Origin of the sequence: Bradyrhizobium sp. SZCCHNR2028 (assembly GCF_032380995.1) — a bacterium.
GTDB lineage: Bacteria > Pseudomonadota > Alphaproteobacteria > Rhizobiales > Xanthobacteraceae > Bradyrhizobium.
The window spans coordinates 147,342-166,787 of the sequence record NZ_JAUHJF010000013.1 but is presented as its reverse complement, the minus strand read 5'-3'; the positions used below and the strand labels follow the sequence as shown (position 1 = coordinate 166,787).

Genomic DNA, 19,446 nt, shown 5'->3' with positions numbered 1-19,446 from the left:
CGCGGCGTGACACGTTCCGGCATCACGGCGCCGCGGGGGCCGAAGGCCGGATCACTCGATGATCAGCGTGCCCTTGTTGCCCTGATGGAAGTCGTCGAAGAATTCGTAGCGTCCCGGCTTCTGCGCCTTGACCTTCACGACGCCTTCCATGTTCGGCTTGATCACCGTCTCGAACTCCAGGGGCTCGCTCTCGAACTCGACCGGCGCGCCATCCAGATTCTTGACCTTGAACACGATCGGCGTGTCGGCCGGCGCCTTCATCTCCGTCGGCTGAAACTTGTTGTCCTTGACCGATATCTCGATCGTGGTCTCCGCCGCGCCCGCCGGAAGCGCGAGCGCCGCGATCAACAGCGCGGCGGCTCCTGCTGCCTGTACCTTCCCAAAGAGATTCATGGTGTATGTCCCTGTCCCGAATTCACCCAAATGTGCCGGACGGCTTCCAGACGCTCGCCTGTTTCGACGAGTCTCCGACACTTCATAGAACGACTATAAAGTCCCGAATGCGGCAATTTGCCGTGTCCAAATTTGACAACATCGTTGTGTGCGACAAAGCGCGCGACTTTATTAGTTGCGTAGCGTCGCGGCGCCGCGCAGATGCATCGGCTTGAGCATCGCCGACGCGCGGCACCGAATGACAGCGACGAAAATCAGCGGTTTCTGCGGTCGAGAGCAGCATGATCGCCTTGGTTCGCATCGCGGCTGTGCTGATATGAGACACGACAGGTCATGCAGCGTGGTCGCACACCCCGCGAACCACACGAGACTCACGATCGACCGCGCGCGCTGCGCGCAGCACATGCATGATCCTCATGCGCCGGCTCGTCGAGGCGACTGCGAGCGAGATACACGCATAGGAACGCGCTCGCGCTGGTCCCGCGCGGCATGGGCCGAAATGTGCGTGCGCGTCCATCCAGCTCGAGCCGTGCGCGGACAAGCCTTGCGCGCACCAGAAATGAAATCAGACGCGAGCCCGCCCGCCCATATCGGCGGCGAGCGCACACGACCGATGCCCGCCGCCTCACCTGCCGACCCCCAGCCGCTTGTCGTGAATGCTGAGGGACCGCGGCATGCGTGCGGGCTTCGCGGCGCCAAGCGTCGGATTCACGCGCAGGGGCGGCAGATCGGGCACGACGGATACGTGCTCCTCGTTCGCCATCGGCTCGGGCTCCGGGTTCTGCCGTGCGACGCTGCGCGCCGCCGCCGCACGCACGATTCCGGGCACGCGCTTGCGTCCCGTGACCATCGCGCGCATCAGGTTCTCCCGCTGCAGCACGCTCATCCACACCGTGCCGAGCACATGCACGGCGATCAGGGCGATGATGGCATTGGACGACAGCGCATGCGCCTGTTCGATCCAGCCGACGCCGAAGAACCGGACCGAGACCTGCATGACGCCGCTGATGGTCGAGACGATCAGAAGCGCGAGCATCACGACCAGCATCGCGGCGCCTGCCGGGTTCAGCCCGAGATAGCGTCCCGTCTCTCCGCGCAGCATGCCCACGATGTATTGAGGCGCCGCCCGCAGCTTGAGGCTGATCCGCGCGAACAGCGAATGGCGGCTGCCGATCAATCCCCAGATCAGCCTGAAGGCGAGCAGACCGATGACGGCGTAGCCCGCCAGCCGATGCAGGCGGTCGAACGTGTTGGGCGTGACGCAGGCGACGAGCACGAAGGCCGCGAGCGACCAGTGCCAGACGCGCAGCGGAAAATCCCAGACCGCCACGGTCCCCGAACTTGAGTTCGCCGGCGTCTCGGAGGAGACGCTCCGCTGCGCCCGGCCTGCGTCACGCATGACCATCAGATCACTTCGCCTTCGTATGCTTCAGTGCGAGGTCCTCGGGGCTGTAGAACAGCTCATAGAGCTTGCCGCCCTTGACGCCGTAGACCTCGTAGCAGGTGCCCTCGATCTTGGTCTGGCGGACCTCGTAGCCGGCAGCCTTCGCCTTCGCTTCGGCCTCGGCCGTCGTCTTCCACGACGCCTTGTCGAGCTTGGTGCAATCCTTGTAGCCGTCGGCGAGCGCAGCGGAGCCCGACGCAAGACCCGCCGCCAATGCCACAACCATTATCTTGATGACCTTCATTATCAAATCCCTCCTCGAAGACTGCGCCATCGGCGCCAACAGCGCTCGATGCGCGGGCTACAAAGGGGAGGGAGATTTCAACGAAACTTGGACATCGCATTCCGCGGCGGACGGCCTCGAACACGCATGCGCGGCTCGAAACAATCCGCATCCGGCCGCAATGTCGCTGAGATGCGAACTCATATACGTTCCAGTCAGGATCGAACCGTGTCGGCAGGCTGCTGATCTTTTTCCGGAATCGGCAACGTGCGTAGTTCCCCGTACGTTGCAACTGATATTGATTCGCAAGGATGTAGCAGCACTGGCGCGAGGCGCACGCGCCTTCCTCGCGCATAAGGCGTCACTGGCGATGCGTGCGGGACCACACTCCTGCCCGATTGCGGCTGTGACCAGGGTGAGGCGAGAAAGGAACAGACAGCTACACGGCTGCGACCTTAAGCCTCAGAAAAAAATATTCTGAGCGCTGCGATCGTTCACTCGACCGGAGCGATATCGGTACCGGACGATGACAATGCGGCTGTGCGCACGCATCTACCAACCGTCAAGCGCACATGCGTGCGAACAGCGGTATACCGAAGAAGCGATCCTGATCTCAGGCGCGGGCGATGCCCTTGCCGACACGGACCACCGGCCAGGATGGCGGATCGCTGCAGGGAAACGACTTGTCGGATGCCTCGGCAACGACGTCCCAGCTCGCGTCGGGATCTGCCATGGAATCGCGCCCGGACGAGCGGCCACGGCCGGGTGAGCTGCCCTTGCTCTCGCCGCCGCTGCGGACCGCGACGTCGGCACGCCTCGCGAGCCTTGGCGCGAATTTCGACATGCTTCATTCCATCGCTGCGGCAGGCAGGATGATGATGGATCGCCCTTGCCGCTATGGAGCGACAAGCGCCGCCCTCGGCGATGGTTCCACAAGGAGCGACCGAGCTTGCGTCCCACGGTCGCGCGTAAGCCGACGCACATCAACGCGCTCGGCCACCGGGAATGGAGAGATCGTCACTTCGTCCCGGAGAAGACGCGGCTGATGAAGTCGGAGCTCTCGGGCGACTTCGTCGTCTCCGGCGGCGGCTCGGGCTGGGCCGGCGGCTCGGCTGGTACGGATCGGATCTGCGGTCTATTTCGGGCGCTGGCGCTGCGCGTCGCACGCGCCTCCTGCTCGCCTCCGTTCGGCTTGCTCACCGTGATCATGATCTTCTCGGAGATCACCGGCGGATCGAAGTTGAGATGCCTGGTGTCGCCCAGCACGAGCTGCAGCGTGTGCTTGCCGGGCGACAATTCGATCCGCGCCTCCGTCTCCCCCGCTGCGTAATGAACGTGTTTCTTGTCACGCGGAATCTCCTCGCCGGCCTGCATCGTCTCGTCGACGTCGACCAGAAGATGATGATGGCCACTGCCGGCGAAATCGTCACCCGCATGGGTAACGCCCATGTTGCGAAGTCCGAAGCGAGCGATGACTGGCCCGGTCACCGTCTCCCCGTCCGCAGGGGAGATGAAATAGACGCGGGCATCCTTCGCAGCCTTCGTTCCCTTGGCCGGCGCCAATGACGGCGCGAGCACGAGCGATGCGGTCAGGATGAGGCAGAGTCGCGCAGACCTCGGCAGCATGCAAATCCCCTATGGTGAGAGCGCGACGCGGAAACCCAGGGTCGGATGCCGGATGCGGCCGTCATAGCGGTCGCGGCTGCCGGCCCGCGCATCGGCGGCGCCGTTCTTCCACGATCCCGAGCGGATGACGCGGGCATAGCTGCTCTCCTCGAGCCAGGCCGATCCGTCCGCCGGCGCGCCCTTGTAGTTCTTGTGCCAATTGTCGGCGACCCACTGGCCGACGCCGCCGCCCATGTCGAACAGGCCGTAAGGATTGGCCTGGACGCTGCCGATTTTCGGCGGCTGATCCGTCTCGGCCTCGCCGGCGCCGTTGCACCCCCTGCAACTGGCCATGCCCGGGCGCATGCGATCGCCCCACCAATAGCGGGTGCGCTGGCCGCCGCGCGCGGCGTATTCCCACTCGGCCTCGGTCGGCAGCCGGAACGACTTGCCGGTCGCCTTCGACAGCCAGCCGAGATAGGCCTGGGTGTCGTCGTAGCTCAGGTTGGTGACCGGACGATCATCCGCACCGGTCGCGATGTCGGCGCAGCTTGCCGCCGCGACACACTGCCTCCACTCGCCGATCGTGACGGGATACTTGCCGAGCGAGAACGGCCGCACGCTGACCTGATGCGCCGGCTGCTCGGACTCGTCGTCGCCACCCATCGCAAAACTGCCGCCGGCGATCGCGACCAGCTCAGGCACGCGCAACTTCGACTCGGCTTCCGGCGCGGGCCGCGAGATGGCTGCGGTGTCGGATGATCGCGCCAGCGTCGCCTCGAGGGGCGGAGCCGCCTGGCGCGGCGCGATGAAGGCGCTGGACGGCGATCGCGAGGCGTCCTGGGGCGCGCTGGCGGCTTCCAACAGGATCCGGCGCGGCGAAGGCAGCGGCGCGGCAGACTGCGCCTCCCGCTGCGAGCTCGACGATCCGGCCGACCCAGGCGGCGCCTGAATCAGCAGCCCGATCTCGCGTAGCGGCAGCAGCACGCCGCCGAGGAAGACGATGCCGAGGACCACGACGCCGAGCGCTCCACGGATCAGCTTCTTGCGAGCTCCTGCAGCCGGTGCGAACAGGGCCTTCAGCCGGCCGCCCTCACCCGTCTCCTCCTGATCATCGTCGCCGCCGTCGTCCCATCTGTCCGGAAGGGACGCCGCCGGCGCGAGCGACGGGCGCGGACGCACCGGAGAGATAGCTGCAGGTTCTCGTCGAGCCGCACTCTCCGGCTCTGCGATCTCCCATTCGGCGTCGAGCGACTGCTCGAGCGCGCCGCACATCATCAGCAGCAGCCCGCCTTCGCTCTTGCCGGTCCAGCGCTCCTGCACCTCGGGACACTCGACCTGATCCTCGACGCGCAGGAAGCTCGGCGGACGCATCGGGCTGAGCGAGACCTGCACCGTACGGCCGCAGCGCCGGCAGGCCACCGCGCGGGAATCCTCCGGCAGCGCATCCTCGGCAAGCTTGGGAGCCCGCAGCCATTGCAACGCTGAACTCTCGCTCATGCTGTCCTCGCTCGTGATGCCCGCCAACCCCGTCACTGACCCCAGCTGGCGAACACGTCCTTGAACACGCGGTCGCCGTCGGATCCCTTCTCGATCGACAGCAGCGCCCGGTTGCCGCCCTCGTAGACGATCGGAATGTCGAACCACTGCTTGCCCTTGAGAAGCATCAAATTGCGCTTGGTATCGACCTCGTTGGCAGACAGCGCGACCATGAAGTATTTCGGTGTCACCCTGGCGGTCTGGATCACCAGCGCCGTCCCGCGCTCGGCCTCCTCGCCCTTCAGGCCGATGCCCCTCAGGCTGTTGAGGCCGCTCACCGACTGATCCGGCCAGTCGAACTTGAGCTCCATGACGTGGCTCGCCGGCATCTCCATGTCGGCGTTCCGCCGCAGCGAGATCGTGGCCTTGGTGCCGTTCTCGATCTCGATCTCACCCTTGATCGCCGGCGCCGCATCGAGTCGCGGCCCCTTGCTCTGCTCGATCGACCAGGTGACCTTGCCCGGATAACGCTTGCCCTTCGGATCCTGCGGATCCTCATGATAGAGGAACGCCTGCGCCGGTATGCTAACCGGCACGCTCATGCCGACCGTGGCATGCTCCTCGGCCGCGGCGACAACCACCGGCTTGGCCTCCGGCGTGATCCGCTCTGCATTGACCTTATGGGCGCCCGGTTCGCTCGGCAGAGCCGACGCTGCCGTGGCACCGCTCAGGGACAGCTGGACCCATTCCGACGCGCGCTCCCAGGACACCGCCGCACCGACGACTGCAAGCAGTCCGGCCGCGGCAAATGCCATCACCCGCCGGCTCGGCCGACGGCGGCGTGGTGCCGCGGCGTTCTCCGTCGACTTGAACGCCATCTCGACGAGGGAGGGATGAATCTTGATCTCTGTCGCCGGCGCTGCAGAAGTCGCAGCAGAGGCTGGAGCCGCAGCAGCGGCGGCGGGCTCAGTGGTGGCAGAAGCCGCTGCCGCAGCGGGTATCGCAACGACGCCAGGCTTCACGGGCTCTGCCGGCGCGGCGCTCGTGGACTCCGCCTCGATCTCCGCCGTGACCACCTTCTTTTCGGCAGGGCGCTGCGGCACCGCAAACCGATCGGCGACAATGACCGGCGCTTCAGTGACGGCGGCCGCGCGCGGTTGGGTCTGCTCGGCCGTGGCCGGCTGCGCGACGGCCGGAAGCTCGGGCGGAGCCGGAGTCACAACCGGCGTCACCATGTCCGCGGCCGGCTCGCGCGGCGGACGCCGGCGCAGAACGCGAACCTCCGGCGAGGGCTTGGGCGCAGCCGCGCGGCTCTCGGCCCGCTGCGGTATCGCGGGCGCGCTGGGCTTGGCCGCGGCAGCCGTGACGATGTCCGTCCCCGAGCGGCGGGCCATCGACAGATATTTCGCGACGGTGGCGATCTCCTCTTCGAGCGAGTGCGTCGTGATGACCTGCCGTGGCTGCGGCCGCTGCTTCGGCGCCGGCGCGCGGGCCGGCCGCGGCAGCTCGGCGGCCGGTGCATCGGCCGGCCTGGACGTATCAGCGGGCAGCAGCGGAGCTGGGACCGAGGCTGCCCCGACGCCGGCAGGGCGCGCACGCAGCTCGATCCTGCGATCGGGAAAGAGGATCTCGGCGAGATCGCGCAGCGAGGCACCCGGCATCAGCAGCCGCCGCAGCGCCGGCGGAACGCGGCGCTGCGTGTTCGTCTCGGTGCGTTTGACAACAGTATCGTTGCGGCCGGCTTCGACCACGGCCCCGTCGTCGTGAAGCTCGTCGCTGATCAGAACCTTGCGGGCCCGCAGCATCGCCGTCAGTTCGCGCAGATCGGAGCGGGAGGCGTGGTCGATGACCAGAAGATCGAAGGTGCCGATCCGGGCCGGCAGCAACTCGGCGACACGCCAGGCCGGCATCACGTGACAGGGAATCTCCTCGAGCCAGCCGTCCAGAGACCTGCGCGCGGCAAACCGAAGTCGGCGCGCGGTCGGGCCGGAGCAGGCCGACGCCATCTTCTGCATCGAGTCCCTGAACCGCTTCACCGCTTGCCTGACGGCGCCGCCCGCATTCTGCGCGATGCCCAGCGACATGCGGGCGCCGATCACCGCTTCGAACAGGGCCAGCGACCGCGTCTCCAGCCGCGCGCGCTGAGCCGCGAGGTCATGCAGCAGCTGCCGCTCCTCCGCACTTTCGATCCGCATCAGCACGGCCCAATTCCAGGCCGCCACCCATTCCGCGAGCGTCGCCGCATCCTTCGCCTCGCCCGCGGCCGGCGCGGACCGCAGCCGCTGCGCCAGACTCGGCGCGCCCGCTGCAGTCGCCATCCGGCAGGCGGTCCTGACGAGTTCGTAGTCCGCGCTGGCCTCGCGGATCTTCTCCATGGTCGCGAGAATGCCTGTCCACCGCGTCTCGAGCTCCTCGGGCTCCGTCTCGGCGTCACCGACCCGCGACAGCACGTCATCCTGAACGGAGACGGCAAGCTCTCCCGCCCGGGCGAACAATTCGCCCAGCCGCGCAAGCTCGACCAGCGGTCCCGATACGCGCGTCATGACGGTCCGGATCGCCGCGCCGAACGCGGCCAGCCGCTGCGCATCCGCCAGCATCGCCCTGACCTCGCCGTCCGGCATCGACAGCTTGCAGCAGGCATCGGCCACGTTGCGGACGGCGAGCGCGGCCGTCACGATGGCGGCCTCGACGCTCTTGACGATGTGCTCGAGGTCATCGAACGTCCGCGCCGATTCCAATTGAAGCGCGGGTGCATCGATCTGCGCCGCGATCGACGTCCAGCGCGCGCGCAACGCATGCAGGTCGTGGCGCCACAGCAGGAAGCGCCCGACATATTGCCAGTCCGCCGGCTTCGACGGCGCGGCACCGTCCACCGTGATCGCTTCGACGGCGGCCTTCAGCGCGCGGCGCGAGGGCGAGAAGCGCGCGAACGGCTTCTCGCCGGCCGCAAGCCGCTCGACCACTCGGATCGCGTCCTTCCTGGTGAACGCCTCGACCGGCGCCTGCACCTGGCGCCTTGCGAATTCGGCGCTCCGCGACAGTTGGAACGAGGCATCACGCGCCCAACCCACGACCTTGTCGAGACCTGCGGGAGCGTCAGCCTTTGCGGCACCGAGCGGCGACAGCCGCGCGAGCCAGGTCTCCTCGGCGATGGCGCGATGGCCGGCTACCAGCGCATCGAGGTCGGCCGCCAGGCGGGTGGTTGCGTCAAGCCCGAAGGTCGCGATGGCGTCGAGCGCGAGATCCTCGTCGCGGCCTGCGTCCGACGTCAGCCCTGCCTGGTGCTGCAGCTCCGCGTGCAGACGCAGGATCGCGGCGGTATCGGGAAGCGCCGCGAGCTCCGGCAACTCGTCATCGATATGCTTGAGATCAGTGGCAAGCCGCAGCCGCGCTTCGCGCGCCTTGTCGACCGCCGTGACGAGCGGGTCCGTAGCCGCGAGCAGGCGCTTCGGCCGGTCGGTGAACCAGGCATGAATGGCCTGCTCGCCGATCAGCGCATCGAACAGATCGAACGGCAGCTCCGGCAAGCCGCCGCCGAGCCGCAGATTGCGCCCGACGATCTCGGCGATCTCGTCGTCCAGCGATGCGATCTGCGTGCGCTTCGAGATGATGTCGCGCTCGAGCCGGCCGATCTGACCGACATGGTCGCGCAGATTGGTCGCGTCCAGGATCGATTGCAGCCGGCCGGCCAGGGCTTCGGCCTTCCTGAGCACGTCCTTGTCGGAGCCCGTCGAGCTGACGGTCAGCTCGCGAATGGCCGGCGGCAGCTTCTGATGCAGCAGGGAAAGTGCAGCCTCGTCCCTGGACACGACGAGGACGCGCGAGCCGAGCGCGAGGTGATGGCAGACGACGTTGGCGAGCGCCGTGATCCGATCGTCCCGTGCGACGGACTGGACCATCAGGCCATCCGACCGGGACAGCTCGCGCACGATTTCGACATCCTCCACGACCGCCGGCAACGGGAAGAACAGATCTCCCTGCTCGATGGCGGCAGGCTTGGGCGCAGGCGCAAGGTCGATCGGGCCACCGACGACACTGGACAGATGCCGGCGCAAATTGGCGTGCCCTCGTCCATCCGGCTGCGACAGCAGCGCGCTCACGGCTTCCGACAGACAGCACTCGCTTTGCGGCGCATGCACGATCGCGTTCTTGAGGCAGTCGATGTCGCGCAGGGCGAGGCTCTCCGGCCGACGCCGCGCGGAGATGGCCCAGCGTCCCGACGTGAGCGTGGCCTCCGCGGCCTCCATCGCCGGCGCGCCGTCCGAAGGCACAGGATTGCGCGACGGCTTGTGACCGGATTGCACGCCTGCGGCGCTCAGGATCTGATCGAGGCCGATCGGCGTGAATGGCGACAGCTCTGCGCGCTGCTCCAGCACCTCGACCAGGCGGTCCGACCTGTCGCGCACGGCAAGCGCCGCGTCCGGTGCCACGGCATCGAGCGCCCTCAAATTGACGGTTGCGCCGACGAAGCGCGGCCGGACCCTGACCTCGGCATCCGGACGCGCGATGATCTCGATCTCGACCGCGCGCTCGAACAGCGGCAACTCGAATTCGCGCCCGCCCTGCCGCCACGATGACAGCGCGATGCCCCACAGGACCTCCATCGCCTGATCGGCGCGGATCGCGGCGGCCATGTCGCGCAGCTGCTGGTGGATCGCCATGGTACGGCGGCGCATGCGCTCGGTGTCGGCCCAGACGGTCCATGGCCCGCTGATATAGCGCTCGATCCGCTGCACGAGGTCAGGGCGCTGCTCCAGGCGCAGCCGTCCAGTCCAGGCGCCCAGCGCCGGGGCCGGCGAAAAATCCTCGGGCCGTGCGTGGCGGGCAAAGGTGAGGCGGTTCTTCTCGATCTCGTCGACCGTGACCAGGATGCTCTCGTGCTGCGATGGACGACGGTCGGGGTCGGACGACGGCTCGACCCAGGTTTTGAGATCGTCGTCGATGGCGGGCGACTCCGTCGCGGCGAGCGCCTCGACGGCGAGCCACACCGGGCCGTCGACATCGAAGGTATTGAGCACCACGCCCGGCAAACCCGCCAGCTCCTCCTGGTCGAGCGTGAAGCCGTGATCGTCGGCGAATGGATGATCCGGCTGCCGCTCCGCCGGGGAGCCCTCGGCACGAATGATCTCGGTCAGACTGCCGAGCACGTCCTGCAACGGCTCGACGGCCGATCCCGTGCCGAGCGCTTCGCTCGTCGAGAACGCCCAGGCGTCGGTCGGCGACTGCGGCTCCAGGGCCGCGGCGCCGATAGCACCAAGCAGCCGCATGCCGTGATCGGCTGCACTGTTCTGCGCCTTGCGATCGCCCGCGCCGGCCTCGTTGGGCCGCACATTCACCAGCTGGCTCATCGCGCAGATCCTTCTCTGAAGTCGGCCGCGACGTCGGCACGAGCGCGGCGAGAGGCTGACCGACAAGGATGGCCCTGCGCGTGATCACGGTGCGCCGGGCGATCGGAGAGTGGGTTCAGAGTGGACAAGCTTGCCTCGCTGCAACGTCGACGGAACTCCCGACTCGTTGCGGAGGCGTATGGCGAAGTGAGGTCACATCAATGACCCGACAGGTAGATGAATGTGACGATTCTCGCTCCCGTAGGAGAATCGGGAAAAAATCCCGGGTCATTCGATGAGGAAAATCGTGCGTAAGAAGTTTGTTGGTCTTGGCTTTTCGTGTAGCGCGGCGCGTGTGGCCGGCAACAAGCTTGGGTTGCGGACGAATACGCTGGAATGTGTCTAAGAATACTTCTAACGCTCAAGAAGAAATATCGGGACGCATGCCGAACGCCCGATCTCCCCGCCGCAGCGCGGCTACAGTCCAGGTTCGGCCACTTACCTGCCGCGCATGCGGCTCGCTTGCGAGACAGGCGCCACAAGCATCGGTGCCGGCGTGCATTGCACTGCGTCGCTCCCTCCGCAGGTACCGTGATCGCATCGACGGAAGCGGCGCGGACAGGACGCGCGCGATGGCCCGACGAAGTCCGGGGATGTCGCCGGGTCCTATGCGGCGGCTCCCGGCCGGCGCTGCTTGAAACACCCTCGAAGCTGAAGTAGCTGTTGTCGCAATGACATCGACGTCGTCCAGACGTTTCCCCGATCGATGGGCCGGGACTGCATGGTGAGGCAACGGACGAGAGCTGCGGCCGCATGCGGTGCCATGCTGTTCACGCTGGTTTCCCTGTCGTCGAGCGCGCAGGCGCAATCTGGCGGCGCAGCAGGCCGGGAGCCGGCAACGGTCAAGCTTTCCGCAACGCAGCAGAAGCAGATCGGACTCCAGACCGCCGTCCTGGCGGCGGAATCCCATCCCGAGCAGTTTCGCGCCTACGGCACGGTGCTGGACGTCGCCAGGCTGACCGACCTGACCAACAACTACGCCAATGCCCAGGCGCAGCTGCAGACGGCGCAAGCGAAACTCGACGTCGCGAGGCTCGCATTCGAGCGCGCCCGCGACCTCGTGCAGTCGGCGGCGATGCCGCGGAAGGACGCCGAAGCGGCGGAGGGCACGTTCCGGACTGATCAAGCCTCCCTGGCCGCGGCGGAATCCCAAGTGAAAACCTTGACGGCGACGGCGCGGCAGGAGTGGGGCGCCGTCATCGGAAAGGGCATCATCGAGCGTTCGCCGCAGGTCGTGCAACTGATCGAACGCGAGCAGCTGCTGGTGCAGGTCACGCTGCCGCCCGGCGTGACCTTGGCCGGGCCGCCGCGCGGCGCGCTGGCGCAGGCGCCCACCCGCAGCGCCAACATCGATCTGCGCTATTTGTCGGCTGCGCCGCGAACGGATCCGCGCATCCAGGGCGTGAGCTATTACTTCGTCGCCGCCGGCGACAGCGGGCTGCTGCCGGGGATGAACACCACCGCCTACGTGCCCTCGGGCAAGTCGTTCGACGGCGTCTTCGTCGAGGACACGGCGATCGTGCAATGGCAGGGCCGCTCGTGGGTTTATCTGCGCGCCGGTCCCGAGCTCTTCAAGCGCCATCCGATCCGCACCGACCAGCCGGTGTCCGACGACGACTATGTCGTGCAGGACATTCCGTCGGGCTCCGAGATCGTCCTGCGCGGCGCGCAGGTGCTGTTGTCGGAGGAGGCCAAGAGCGAGCTTCGCGGCGGCGGCGATGATGATTGACGGCGTTCGCGGCGCCGCAGCCGGTCCCCAGGCGGCGCTGATCTCGTTTGCCATCCGCTTCCGCGGCATCGTGCTGGCGCTGGCCTGCACTGTTCTGGCGTATGGCATCTTCTCGCTGGGCGGCGCGAATTATGCGGTCTTTCCCGAATTCGCGCCGCCGCAGGTCTCGATCCAGACTGAGGCCCCCGGGCTCAGTCCGGAACAGGTCGAGGTGCTGGTCACGCAGCCGATCGAAACCGCGATCAACGGTCTCGCGGGCGTCGAGAGCATGAGGTCGTCGTCGATCCAGGGCCTGTCGGTCATCTCGGTCATTTTCCAGCCCGGCACCGAGGTGTTCCGGGCGCGGCAACTGGTGACCGAGCGGCTCGCGGTCGTTGCCGGCAGCCTGCCACAGGGCGTGCGGGCGCCATCGATGACGCCGCTGGTGCCGGCGGCCGGCACCGTGCTGGCGATCGGGCTGACCTCCGAGCAGCGCTCGCTGATGGATCTGCGCACGATCGCCGATTGGACCGTGAGCCGGCGGCTGCTGGCCGTCGCGGGCGTGGCGCAGGTCACGACCTATGGCCGGGACATCCGGTCGCTGCAGGTGCAGGTGCGGTCCGACGACCTTGTCCGCTTCGGCGTCGGCATGAACGACGTCGTCGCCGCCGCGCGCAAGGCTACCGGCGTGCGCGGTGCCGGCTTCGTCGACACCGCCAATCAACGGGTCATCCTGCAGACACAGGGCCAGTCGCTCACACCCGAGCAGCTGGCCCGGACGGTCCTGCTGCACCAGGGCGGCGCCAGCGTGGTGCTCGGCGACGTCGCGACGGTCGTGAACGCGCCGGAGCCGCCGATCGGGGGCGCGCTGATCAACGGCCAGCCCGGCATCATGATGATGATCAGCCAGCAGTTCGGCGCCAACACCCGCAACGTCGCGGCGCGCGTCGAGGCCGCGCTGCGGGAGCTGCGCCCGGCGCTCGACAGCGAGAAGGTCAGGCTGCACGCCGATCTGTTTCGTCCGGCGACCTTCATCGACGCAGCGACGCAGAACGTGCTGTACGCGCTGCTGATCGGCGGCGCCCTGGTCATCATCGTGCTGTTGCTGTTCCTCTATGACTGGCGCACCTCCGTCATCAGTTGCACCGCGATCCCGCTGTCGCTGTTATCGGCCGTGCTGGCGCTGCAGTGGATGGGACAGAGCCTGGACACGATGACCCTCGGCGGCCTCGCCATCGCGATCGGCGAGGTCGTCGATGATGCCGTGATCGGCGTCGAGAACGTGGTCCGCCGGCTGCGCGAGAACCGCGGCCTGCCGTCGCCGCGCAGCGAAGCCCACGTGGTCTACGATGCCATGCTCGAGGTACGCAGCGCGGTCGCCTATGCGACTTTCGCCGTGCTCCTGGTGTTCGTGCCGATCCTTGCGCTGCCGGGCCTCGCCGGCCGGCTGTTCGGGCCGCTCGGCATCGCCTACATCCTCGCCGTGGTGGCCTCGCTGATCGTCGCGCTGACGGTCACACCGGCGCTATCGATGCTGCTGCTGGCCGGCCGGAAGCCGCGCGAGGAACGCGAGCCGCCACTGGTGCGCTGGTCGCGCGGCTCCTACGAGACGCTGTTGCGGCAGCTCGGCCGCTTTCCCAAATCGGTCATGGCGACGGCCGTGCTGGTGACCGCCGCCGGCGCAAGCCTGGTGCCGTTCTTCGGCGGCACCTTCCTGCCCGACCTGAAGGAAGGCCACCTGATCCTCCACGTCTCGACGCTGCCAGGCACCTCACTCGACGAATCGCTGCGGCTGGGCACGCTGATCGCCGAGGCCCTGCAGGGCGTGCCGGAGGTCCGCAGCGTGGCGCAGCATGCCGGCCGCGCCGAAGCCGGCGTCGATACCGCGGGCACGCATTCGAGCGAGATCGAGGTCGACCTGAAGCCGGGCCTGTCCGGCGAACAGCAGGAGCTGGCGCAACAGCGCATCCGCGCCGCGCTCGCCAACTTCGCCGGTATCAACCTGTCGATCAAGACCTACCTGACCGAGCGCATCGAGGAGACCCTGTCCGGCTTCAACGCCGCCGTGGTCATCAACGTGTTCGGCCCCGATCTCGACGATCTCGAGCGTGCGGCGCGCGACATCGCGCGCGAGCTCGGCGAGGTCTGGGGCGCGATCGACATCCAGCAGCAGTCGCCGCCAGGCATGCCGCAGGTCAACGTGACCCTGCGCCCGACCGACCTGCAATCCTGGGGCCTGGATGCGGTGGAGGTGCTGGAATTGATCCGCACCGCCTATCAGGGCGACGTCGTCGGACAGGCCTATGAAGGCAACGTGGTCTTCAACGTCATCGTCAAGCTCGACCCCGATGCGAGCGCCCGCCCGACCGAGATCGGCAGCATGCCGATCCGCACGCCGAGCGGCGCTTACATTCTCCTGAAGCAGGTCGCGGACATCTACGGCACCGCGGGGCGCTACGTCGTGCTTCATCGCAATGGGCAGCGCGTTCAGACCGTGACCGCCAATGTCGCCGAGCGCGATCTCGAATCCTTCGTGGCCGCGGCCAAACGGAAGATCGCCAAGGAGGTCAAACTGCCGCCGGGCGCGCATGTCGAGTTCACCGGCGCGGCCGAGGCGCAGGCCAAGTCGCGGCGCGACCTGCTGGTGAATTCGCTGCTGGCGGCGATCGGCATCGTGCTGCTGCTGTCCTTCGTCACCGGGCACTGGCGCAACCTGGTGCTGGTGCTGATCAACCTGCCGTTCGCCTTCGTCGGCGGCGTCATCGCCGTCGCATTGACCGGCGGCGTGCTGTCGCTGGGCTCGATGGTCGGCTTCGTGACGCTGTTCGGGATTGCGCTGCGCAACTCGATCCTGATGATCTCGCATTACGAGCATCTGGTCGTCGTCGAAGGCCGCGCCTGGAATCTGGAGACCGCGATCACTGGGGCCGCCGACCGCCTGGTGCCGATCCTGATGACCTCGCTGGTGACCGGCCTCGGCCTGCTGCCGCTCGCGCTCGGCGCCGGCGAGCCGGGCCGCGAGATCGAGGGACCGATGGCCGTGGTCATCCTCGGCGGACTCCTGACCTCGATGGCGCTCAACCTGCTGGTGCTGCCGACGCTGGCGCTGCGCTTCGGCCGGTTTGCGCGCGGCGTGCACGCCCGCGGAGATGTCGCGGCGAGCTGATCTTGGGCGTTAGACGTCCGCGACGTTCGCCGCACGTGGCTGCTCGACGCTTCACCGTGCGGGCCGGATCAAGGAGATTAACTTCCGACCCGTGTTGACGAGCTTGTCCACTGGCTGACTGCAGATCTTAGCGACCGAGTTACGTGCGTCCGCATTCAGCCCATTACGGACGTGGAGGGCTGCTGGTATTCACGATCGAACCGGGCTGGATCACTCTGTCCGGGTTACCTCCGGTCGCGACCGTCAGCGCGGACATCGAAGGTCGGCAGCCATGGGCCAGAAGCTGACATCCGGGTTGCAATCCCGTTCTGGGTCGCAATACCTTCTGTTATCGGTTAGGCGGCTAGGGTGCGGGCCGGCAATAGCTAGGCAAGGGAATTCCGTGGGTACGTTCTATACAGACGAACAAATCCTCGAAGCTATCACGGCCTTAGAGAGTTACTCTCCCGGTGTCTGGGAGATAATGAAGAAAATGGCCGCAATCGCGGAGCCTGACCTCGAAATTTACGAGAAAGAGCAAACGGCCATCGTACGTGCCCTTACCGTTGTCTTGCCCAAAATGCCATTTGTTGGTCAAGCCGAGAAGCCGCACGAAGCCGAGAACCTTTTACTCATAGACGTGCGCAAGGCCATTCGGGAGGCAGTCGACACCAACAAGGTTGCTCCATAAATCACAAGCGTCCGGCGTCCGCTTCGGGTCAAAGACTGAAATTCTCATGCCGAGTAGATCTCTTCTGCACAACCTCGAATAACCGACGTGGCAAAGCCCTGACGGCCTTTCTCTGCCGGGCCATGGGCTGTCCTCCGAAATGGGGTGGCGCTATGGCCGGTGTACCCCAGATAACAGGCGACTTGCCGCAGCGCCGTAAGTCGGCAGCCATGGGCCAGTGGCGGACCATTGCTCAAGGATCGTAAGATCGCCCACCGGCTCGGACACAATGCTTTTCTAACGAGATGCCAGGACCCGAGGGGACACGGAGAGGACTGGAAAGCGCGGCAGGAATTTCGATCTCGCAACGGTCCGCCCCGTTGCGATAAACAAGTACTCCCCGCGAAATACGCAAAGTAATGTTCCAGCCGGACGACGACGCGTCTGACCATCGATCCAGAGCCGCAATGCTGTCAGGCATCGCAATCCCCTGCAGCGCCTTTATCTCCTCAACAAGCCTAGCGGCTTGCCACGTCGTACGCCGGATCGAACCTGCAAAAATTCCGAAAAGGAAGTCGCTTGTATTAGGCATTGTTAGATTGTGGATCACCTGTTGAAGCTGGATTGTGCGGTTTCGGACCCTACGACGAACGTTCGGAGGCCACGGCGAAAAAAGCAGATGGCCTGGAAGCTCGTAGCGCATGTTACCGGAGTGTGTGCGCCGCCAAGGCGATGGGCAATCCTGCCCGGCGTCAGACGATCGAACGAATAGCACTCCCTTCGTTTTGCGGATGATGGGCCAGAAATTTTTCGCAGACGACCGACGAATTGCATCGTGCAACTGGGCTATCGCAAGAGTAACTGGCGCAGCCTGAGCCAACGCCTCGATGGCAGAAACCATAAGATGACCGTTCTGGAGAGCGTACTCCTCGGCCAGCCGGCGGTTCAAGCTGCGGAGATGCTGTCGATACGTCCACATCTGCGCATCATATGGTTCCTCCGTCTGATGAGACATAGATCACCCAACTGCTAAGTCACGCTTTCCGCCTACCTTCTGTGCTGCCAACCAGTATTGTCATTTTGTTAAAAAGAGCTAGACGGCCGGAGGCCGCAGGACCTTGTCGGCAGGTCCGCTTTGGGTCACTTGCTGCCGTCCCGAACGAGCTAGCGTCACGGCCGGTGTACCTCGGATAGTTGCCGACTTGATGCAGCGCCGCAAGTCGGCAGCCTCCGGGGCTATTCAGGGTACGGTCCGGCGGCCCTGTCACGTCCGCAATTCGCCCTTCTCGGACCTTCCGGACGCCGCCAAAGACGTCGGCCTGCTGGGCTTGAGCGGATATGCTTCTCGAGACTCGTGCGGGCCCGGAGCCAGGCGCGCACGACCGACAAGTCAACCTCTGATGCGATGCGCCCAAAATCTGATTTTGCTCACCGCCTCAAGCACATCACCCTTGTCCAGTCCTCCCCACGGAAAATATTCTACTTTCGTTTTTCAGAAAAACATGATTGACTATGCGCATCCCGTCCCGCCATGAGGGGCGCTTCGCGATCGTCACGAGACGTGGGTGCGGGATGCGGTGGGTGCATTGGATCGCAGCGCGAGCAATCGTGCGGACGAACGAGCCCGATGCGCCGGCGAAATCGTAGGGTCCTGGCCTCCCGGTGCTGAGGCCAAGCGGACGGGGATGATGATCCGTCCGTGACGGGGGCAAGACAGCCGGTCCCCGGGGAGAGGACGTATAAGCCGCCCAACCATCGCGCGGGGAATGCCGGGATGTCTCGGCTGAACCTGTGGTACCTGCCGCCTGCATTTTTTTCGCAGGCGGGCCATGGGGGCGGCCAGCTCCCGGCATTCCCTGCGCCCTCTTCGTCGATGAGGGCGAAACGACCCGCACAACTCGGACGCACGGAGCGCCGCGAGGCCGAGTGATTGCGTTCTCAGAAACACCCCGCCGCAGATGTCGGCGCCCCCAGCGTCGAGGCGGCGCAGAGACGATGGACGTCCCGCATGACAGCGCGCACAGACGCCAGGACTGTCGACCACTGGCCCGATGGATTTCGGCGCCGAACTGCCTCAGGCGTTCAGCCGGTCGATGTGCACCTTGCCGGCCTTCATCACCAGCGGAATGTGATCGCCCTGGCCGAGCAGACACGAGACGTCGCGCAGCGGATTGCCCGCGACCACGAGCAGGTCGGCGAAGGCGCCGGGCACGATCCGGCCGAGCTTGCCTTCCATGCCGAGCACCTCGGCGCCGATCACGGTCGCGCTGGCAATGACCTCGCGGGGCCCGAGGATCTCGGCGCGGATCCGGAATTCATCGCTCTGCAGGCGCTGGGACGGCCCCAGGAGATCGCTGCCGAAGCCCATCTTGACGCCGGCGTCGCGGTAGATGCCGAGCGAGCGCAGACCGGCATCGCGGACATCGGCGATCTTGGCGACGCTCTCCGGCGGCAAGCCATACTGCGCGCCTTCGTTGGCGAGCGCCTCATAGGTGACGAGCGTCGGGATGACATAGACGCCCTTCTCGGCCATCAGGCGCGCGGTCGGAAGGTCGACCAGATTGCCATGCTCGATGGTGCGCACGCCGCAATGGACGGCGCGGGCGATGGCTTCCGCCGTGTAGGCATGCGCAAGGACGTAGGTCTGCCGCGCGCGGGCCTCGGCGACGATGGCGCGGATCTCGTCCTCCGAGTAGCCGAACGCACCGACAGGATCGGTCGGCGACGCCACGCCGCCGGACGCCATGATCTTGATCTGGTCGGCGCCCATCTGCAGTTCCTCGCGCACCGCCTTGCGCACCGCATCGACGCCATCGGCCACCCGGGCCAACGCACCGACGCGCACGCAGCAGGGACAGGGCGCGTTGTCGGACAGGAAATCCGTGCGCGCCCGCATGTCGCCATGGCCGCCGGTCTGGCTGAGCGCCCGGCCGGAGACGAACAGCCGCGGGCCTTCGGTGAGGCCGGTGTCGACCGCCTGCTTCAACGGATAGCCCGCGCCGCCGGCATCACGCACCGTGGTAAAACCCCGCCGCAGCATGCCCTTCAGCAGCAGCGCCGAGCGCAGGGTGACCAGCACGTTCGGCATCTGCACTTGCTGGGCGAGATTGAGCTCGACCGCGATCGCATGGACGTGCAGGTCGATCAGCCCCGGCATCAGCGTCTTGCCTTGGAGATCGATGGTCTGGTCGACGCTGGTCTGCAGCGGCTTGTCAGACACCTCCTTGATCAGATGGTCCTCGACCAGCACGTGATGGCCTTCGCGCAGCTCCGGCTGCAGCGGGTCGAGCAGAGCGGCATTCTTGAACAGGATGGTCGACATCGGATGTCCTCGATCGGAGCGAAGCGTGCGTCAGCGGGCGGAGCGGGCCGACGATGACGGTGTTCTCCCC

11 protein-coding genes are annotated in these 19,446 nt (G+C 66.5%); 3 read left to right on the top strand and 8 right to left on the bottom strand.

The window, feature by feature from the left end:
* Positions 1–51: 51 nt before the first annotated feature.
* From QX121_RS20925 to QX121_RS20895, 7 genes are all read right to left on the bottom strand, one after another.
* Complete coding sequence (locus tag QX121_RS20925) at positions 52–393, bottom strand: cupredoxin domain-containing protein (protein ID WP_315736411.1); 342 nt, start codon at positions 391–393, stop codon at positions 52–54.
* A gap of 625 nt (positions 394–1,018) precedes the next feature.
* On the bottom strand, positions 1,019–1,792 hold the full coding sequence (locus QX121_RS20920) for a cytochrome b/b6 domain-containing protein (RefSeq protein WP_315772417.1): 774 nt from the start codon (positions 1,790–1,792) through the stop codon (positions 1,019–1,021).
* Between the two features lie 10 nt (positions 1,793–1,802).
* Positions 1,803–2,081 carry a PepSY domain-containing protein gene (locus QX121_RS20915; protein ID WP_315736410.1) on the bottom strand — a complete coding sequence of 93 codons (279 nt, stop codon included), beginning with the start codon at positions 2,079–2,081 and terminating at the stop codon, positions 1,803–1,805.
* Between the two features lie 592 nt (positions 2,082–2,673).
* On the bottom strand, positions 2,674–2,904 hold the full coding sequence (locus QX121_RS20910) for a hypothetical protein (RefSeq protein ID WP_315772360.1): 231 nt from the start codon (positions 2,902–2,904) through the stop codon (positions 2,674–2,676).
* A gap of 173 nt (positions 2,905–3,077) precedes the next feature.
* Entirely contained in the window at positions 3,078–3,686 is a 609-nt protein-coding gene (locus QX121_RS20905; protein WP_315772359.1) for a DUF4399 domain-containing protein, read from the bottom strand.
* 9 nt (positions 3,687–3,695) lie between these two features.
* Positions 3,696–5,165 carry a formylglycine-generating enzyme family protein gene (locus QX121_RS20900; RefSeq protein WP_315772358.1) on the bottom strand — a complete coding sequence of 490 codons (1,470 nt, stop codon included), beginning with the start codon at positions 5,163–5,165 and terminating at the stop codon, positions 3,696–3,698.
* Positions 5,166–5,197: 32 nt separating this feature from the next.
* Positions 5,198–10,492, bottom strand: a complete 5,295-nt coding sequence (locus QX121_RS20895) for an AAA family ATPase (RefSeq protein ID WP_315812917.1) — start codon at positions 10,490–10,492, stop codon at positions 5,198–5,200.
* 760 nt (positions 10,493–11,252) lie between these two features.
* On the opposite strand from QX121_RS20895, the gene QX121_RS20890 reads away from it, so the two are divergent.
* The 3 genes from QX121_RS20890 to QX121_RS20880 all read left to right on the top strand — a co-directional run bounded on the left by QX121_RS20890 (position 11,253) and on the right by QX121_RS20880 (position 16,075).
* On the top strand, positions 11,253–12,260 hold the full coding sequence (locus QX121_RS20890; RefSeq protein ID WP_409998130.1) for an efflux RND transporter periplasmic adaptor subunit: 1,008 nt from the start codon (positions 11,253–11,255) through the stop codon (positions 12,258–12,260).
* Positions 12,253–15,405, top strand: coding sequence for an efflux RND transporter permease subunit (locus QX121_RS20885; RefSeq protein WP_315812930.1), 3,153 nt, complete (start codon positions 12,253–12,255; stop codon positions 15,403–15,405). The genes QX121_RS20890 and QX121_RS20885 overlap by 8 nt, the downstream gene beginning before the upstream one ends.
* Positions 15,406–15,787: 382 nt before the next feature.
* On the top strand, positions 15,788–16,075 hold the full coding sequence (locus QX121_RS20880; protein ID WP_315812916.1) for a hypothetical protein: 288 nt from the start codon (positions 15,788–15,790) through the stop codon (positions 16,073–16,075).
* Positions 16,076–18,128: 2,053 nt separating this feature from the next.
* Here the strand turns inward: QX121_RS20880 and QX121_RS20875 are convergent.
* Positions 18,129–19,376, bottom strand: coding sequence for an amidohydrolase family protein (locus tag QX121_RS20875; RefSeq protein WP_315812915.1), 1,248 nt, complete (start codon positions 19,374–19,376; stop codon positions 18,129–18,131).
* Positions 19,377–19,446 lie beyond the last annotated feature (70 nt).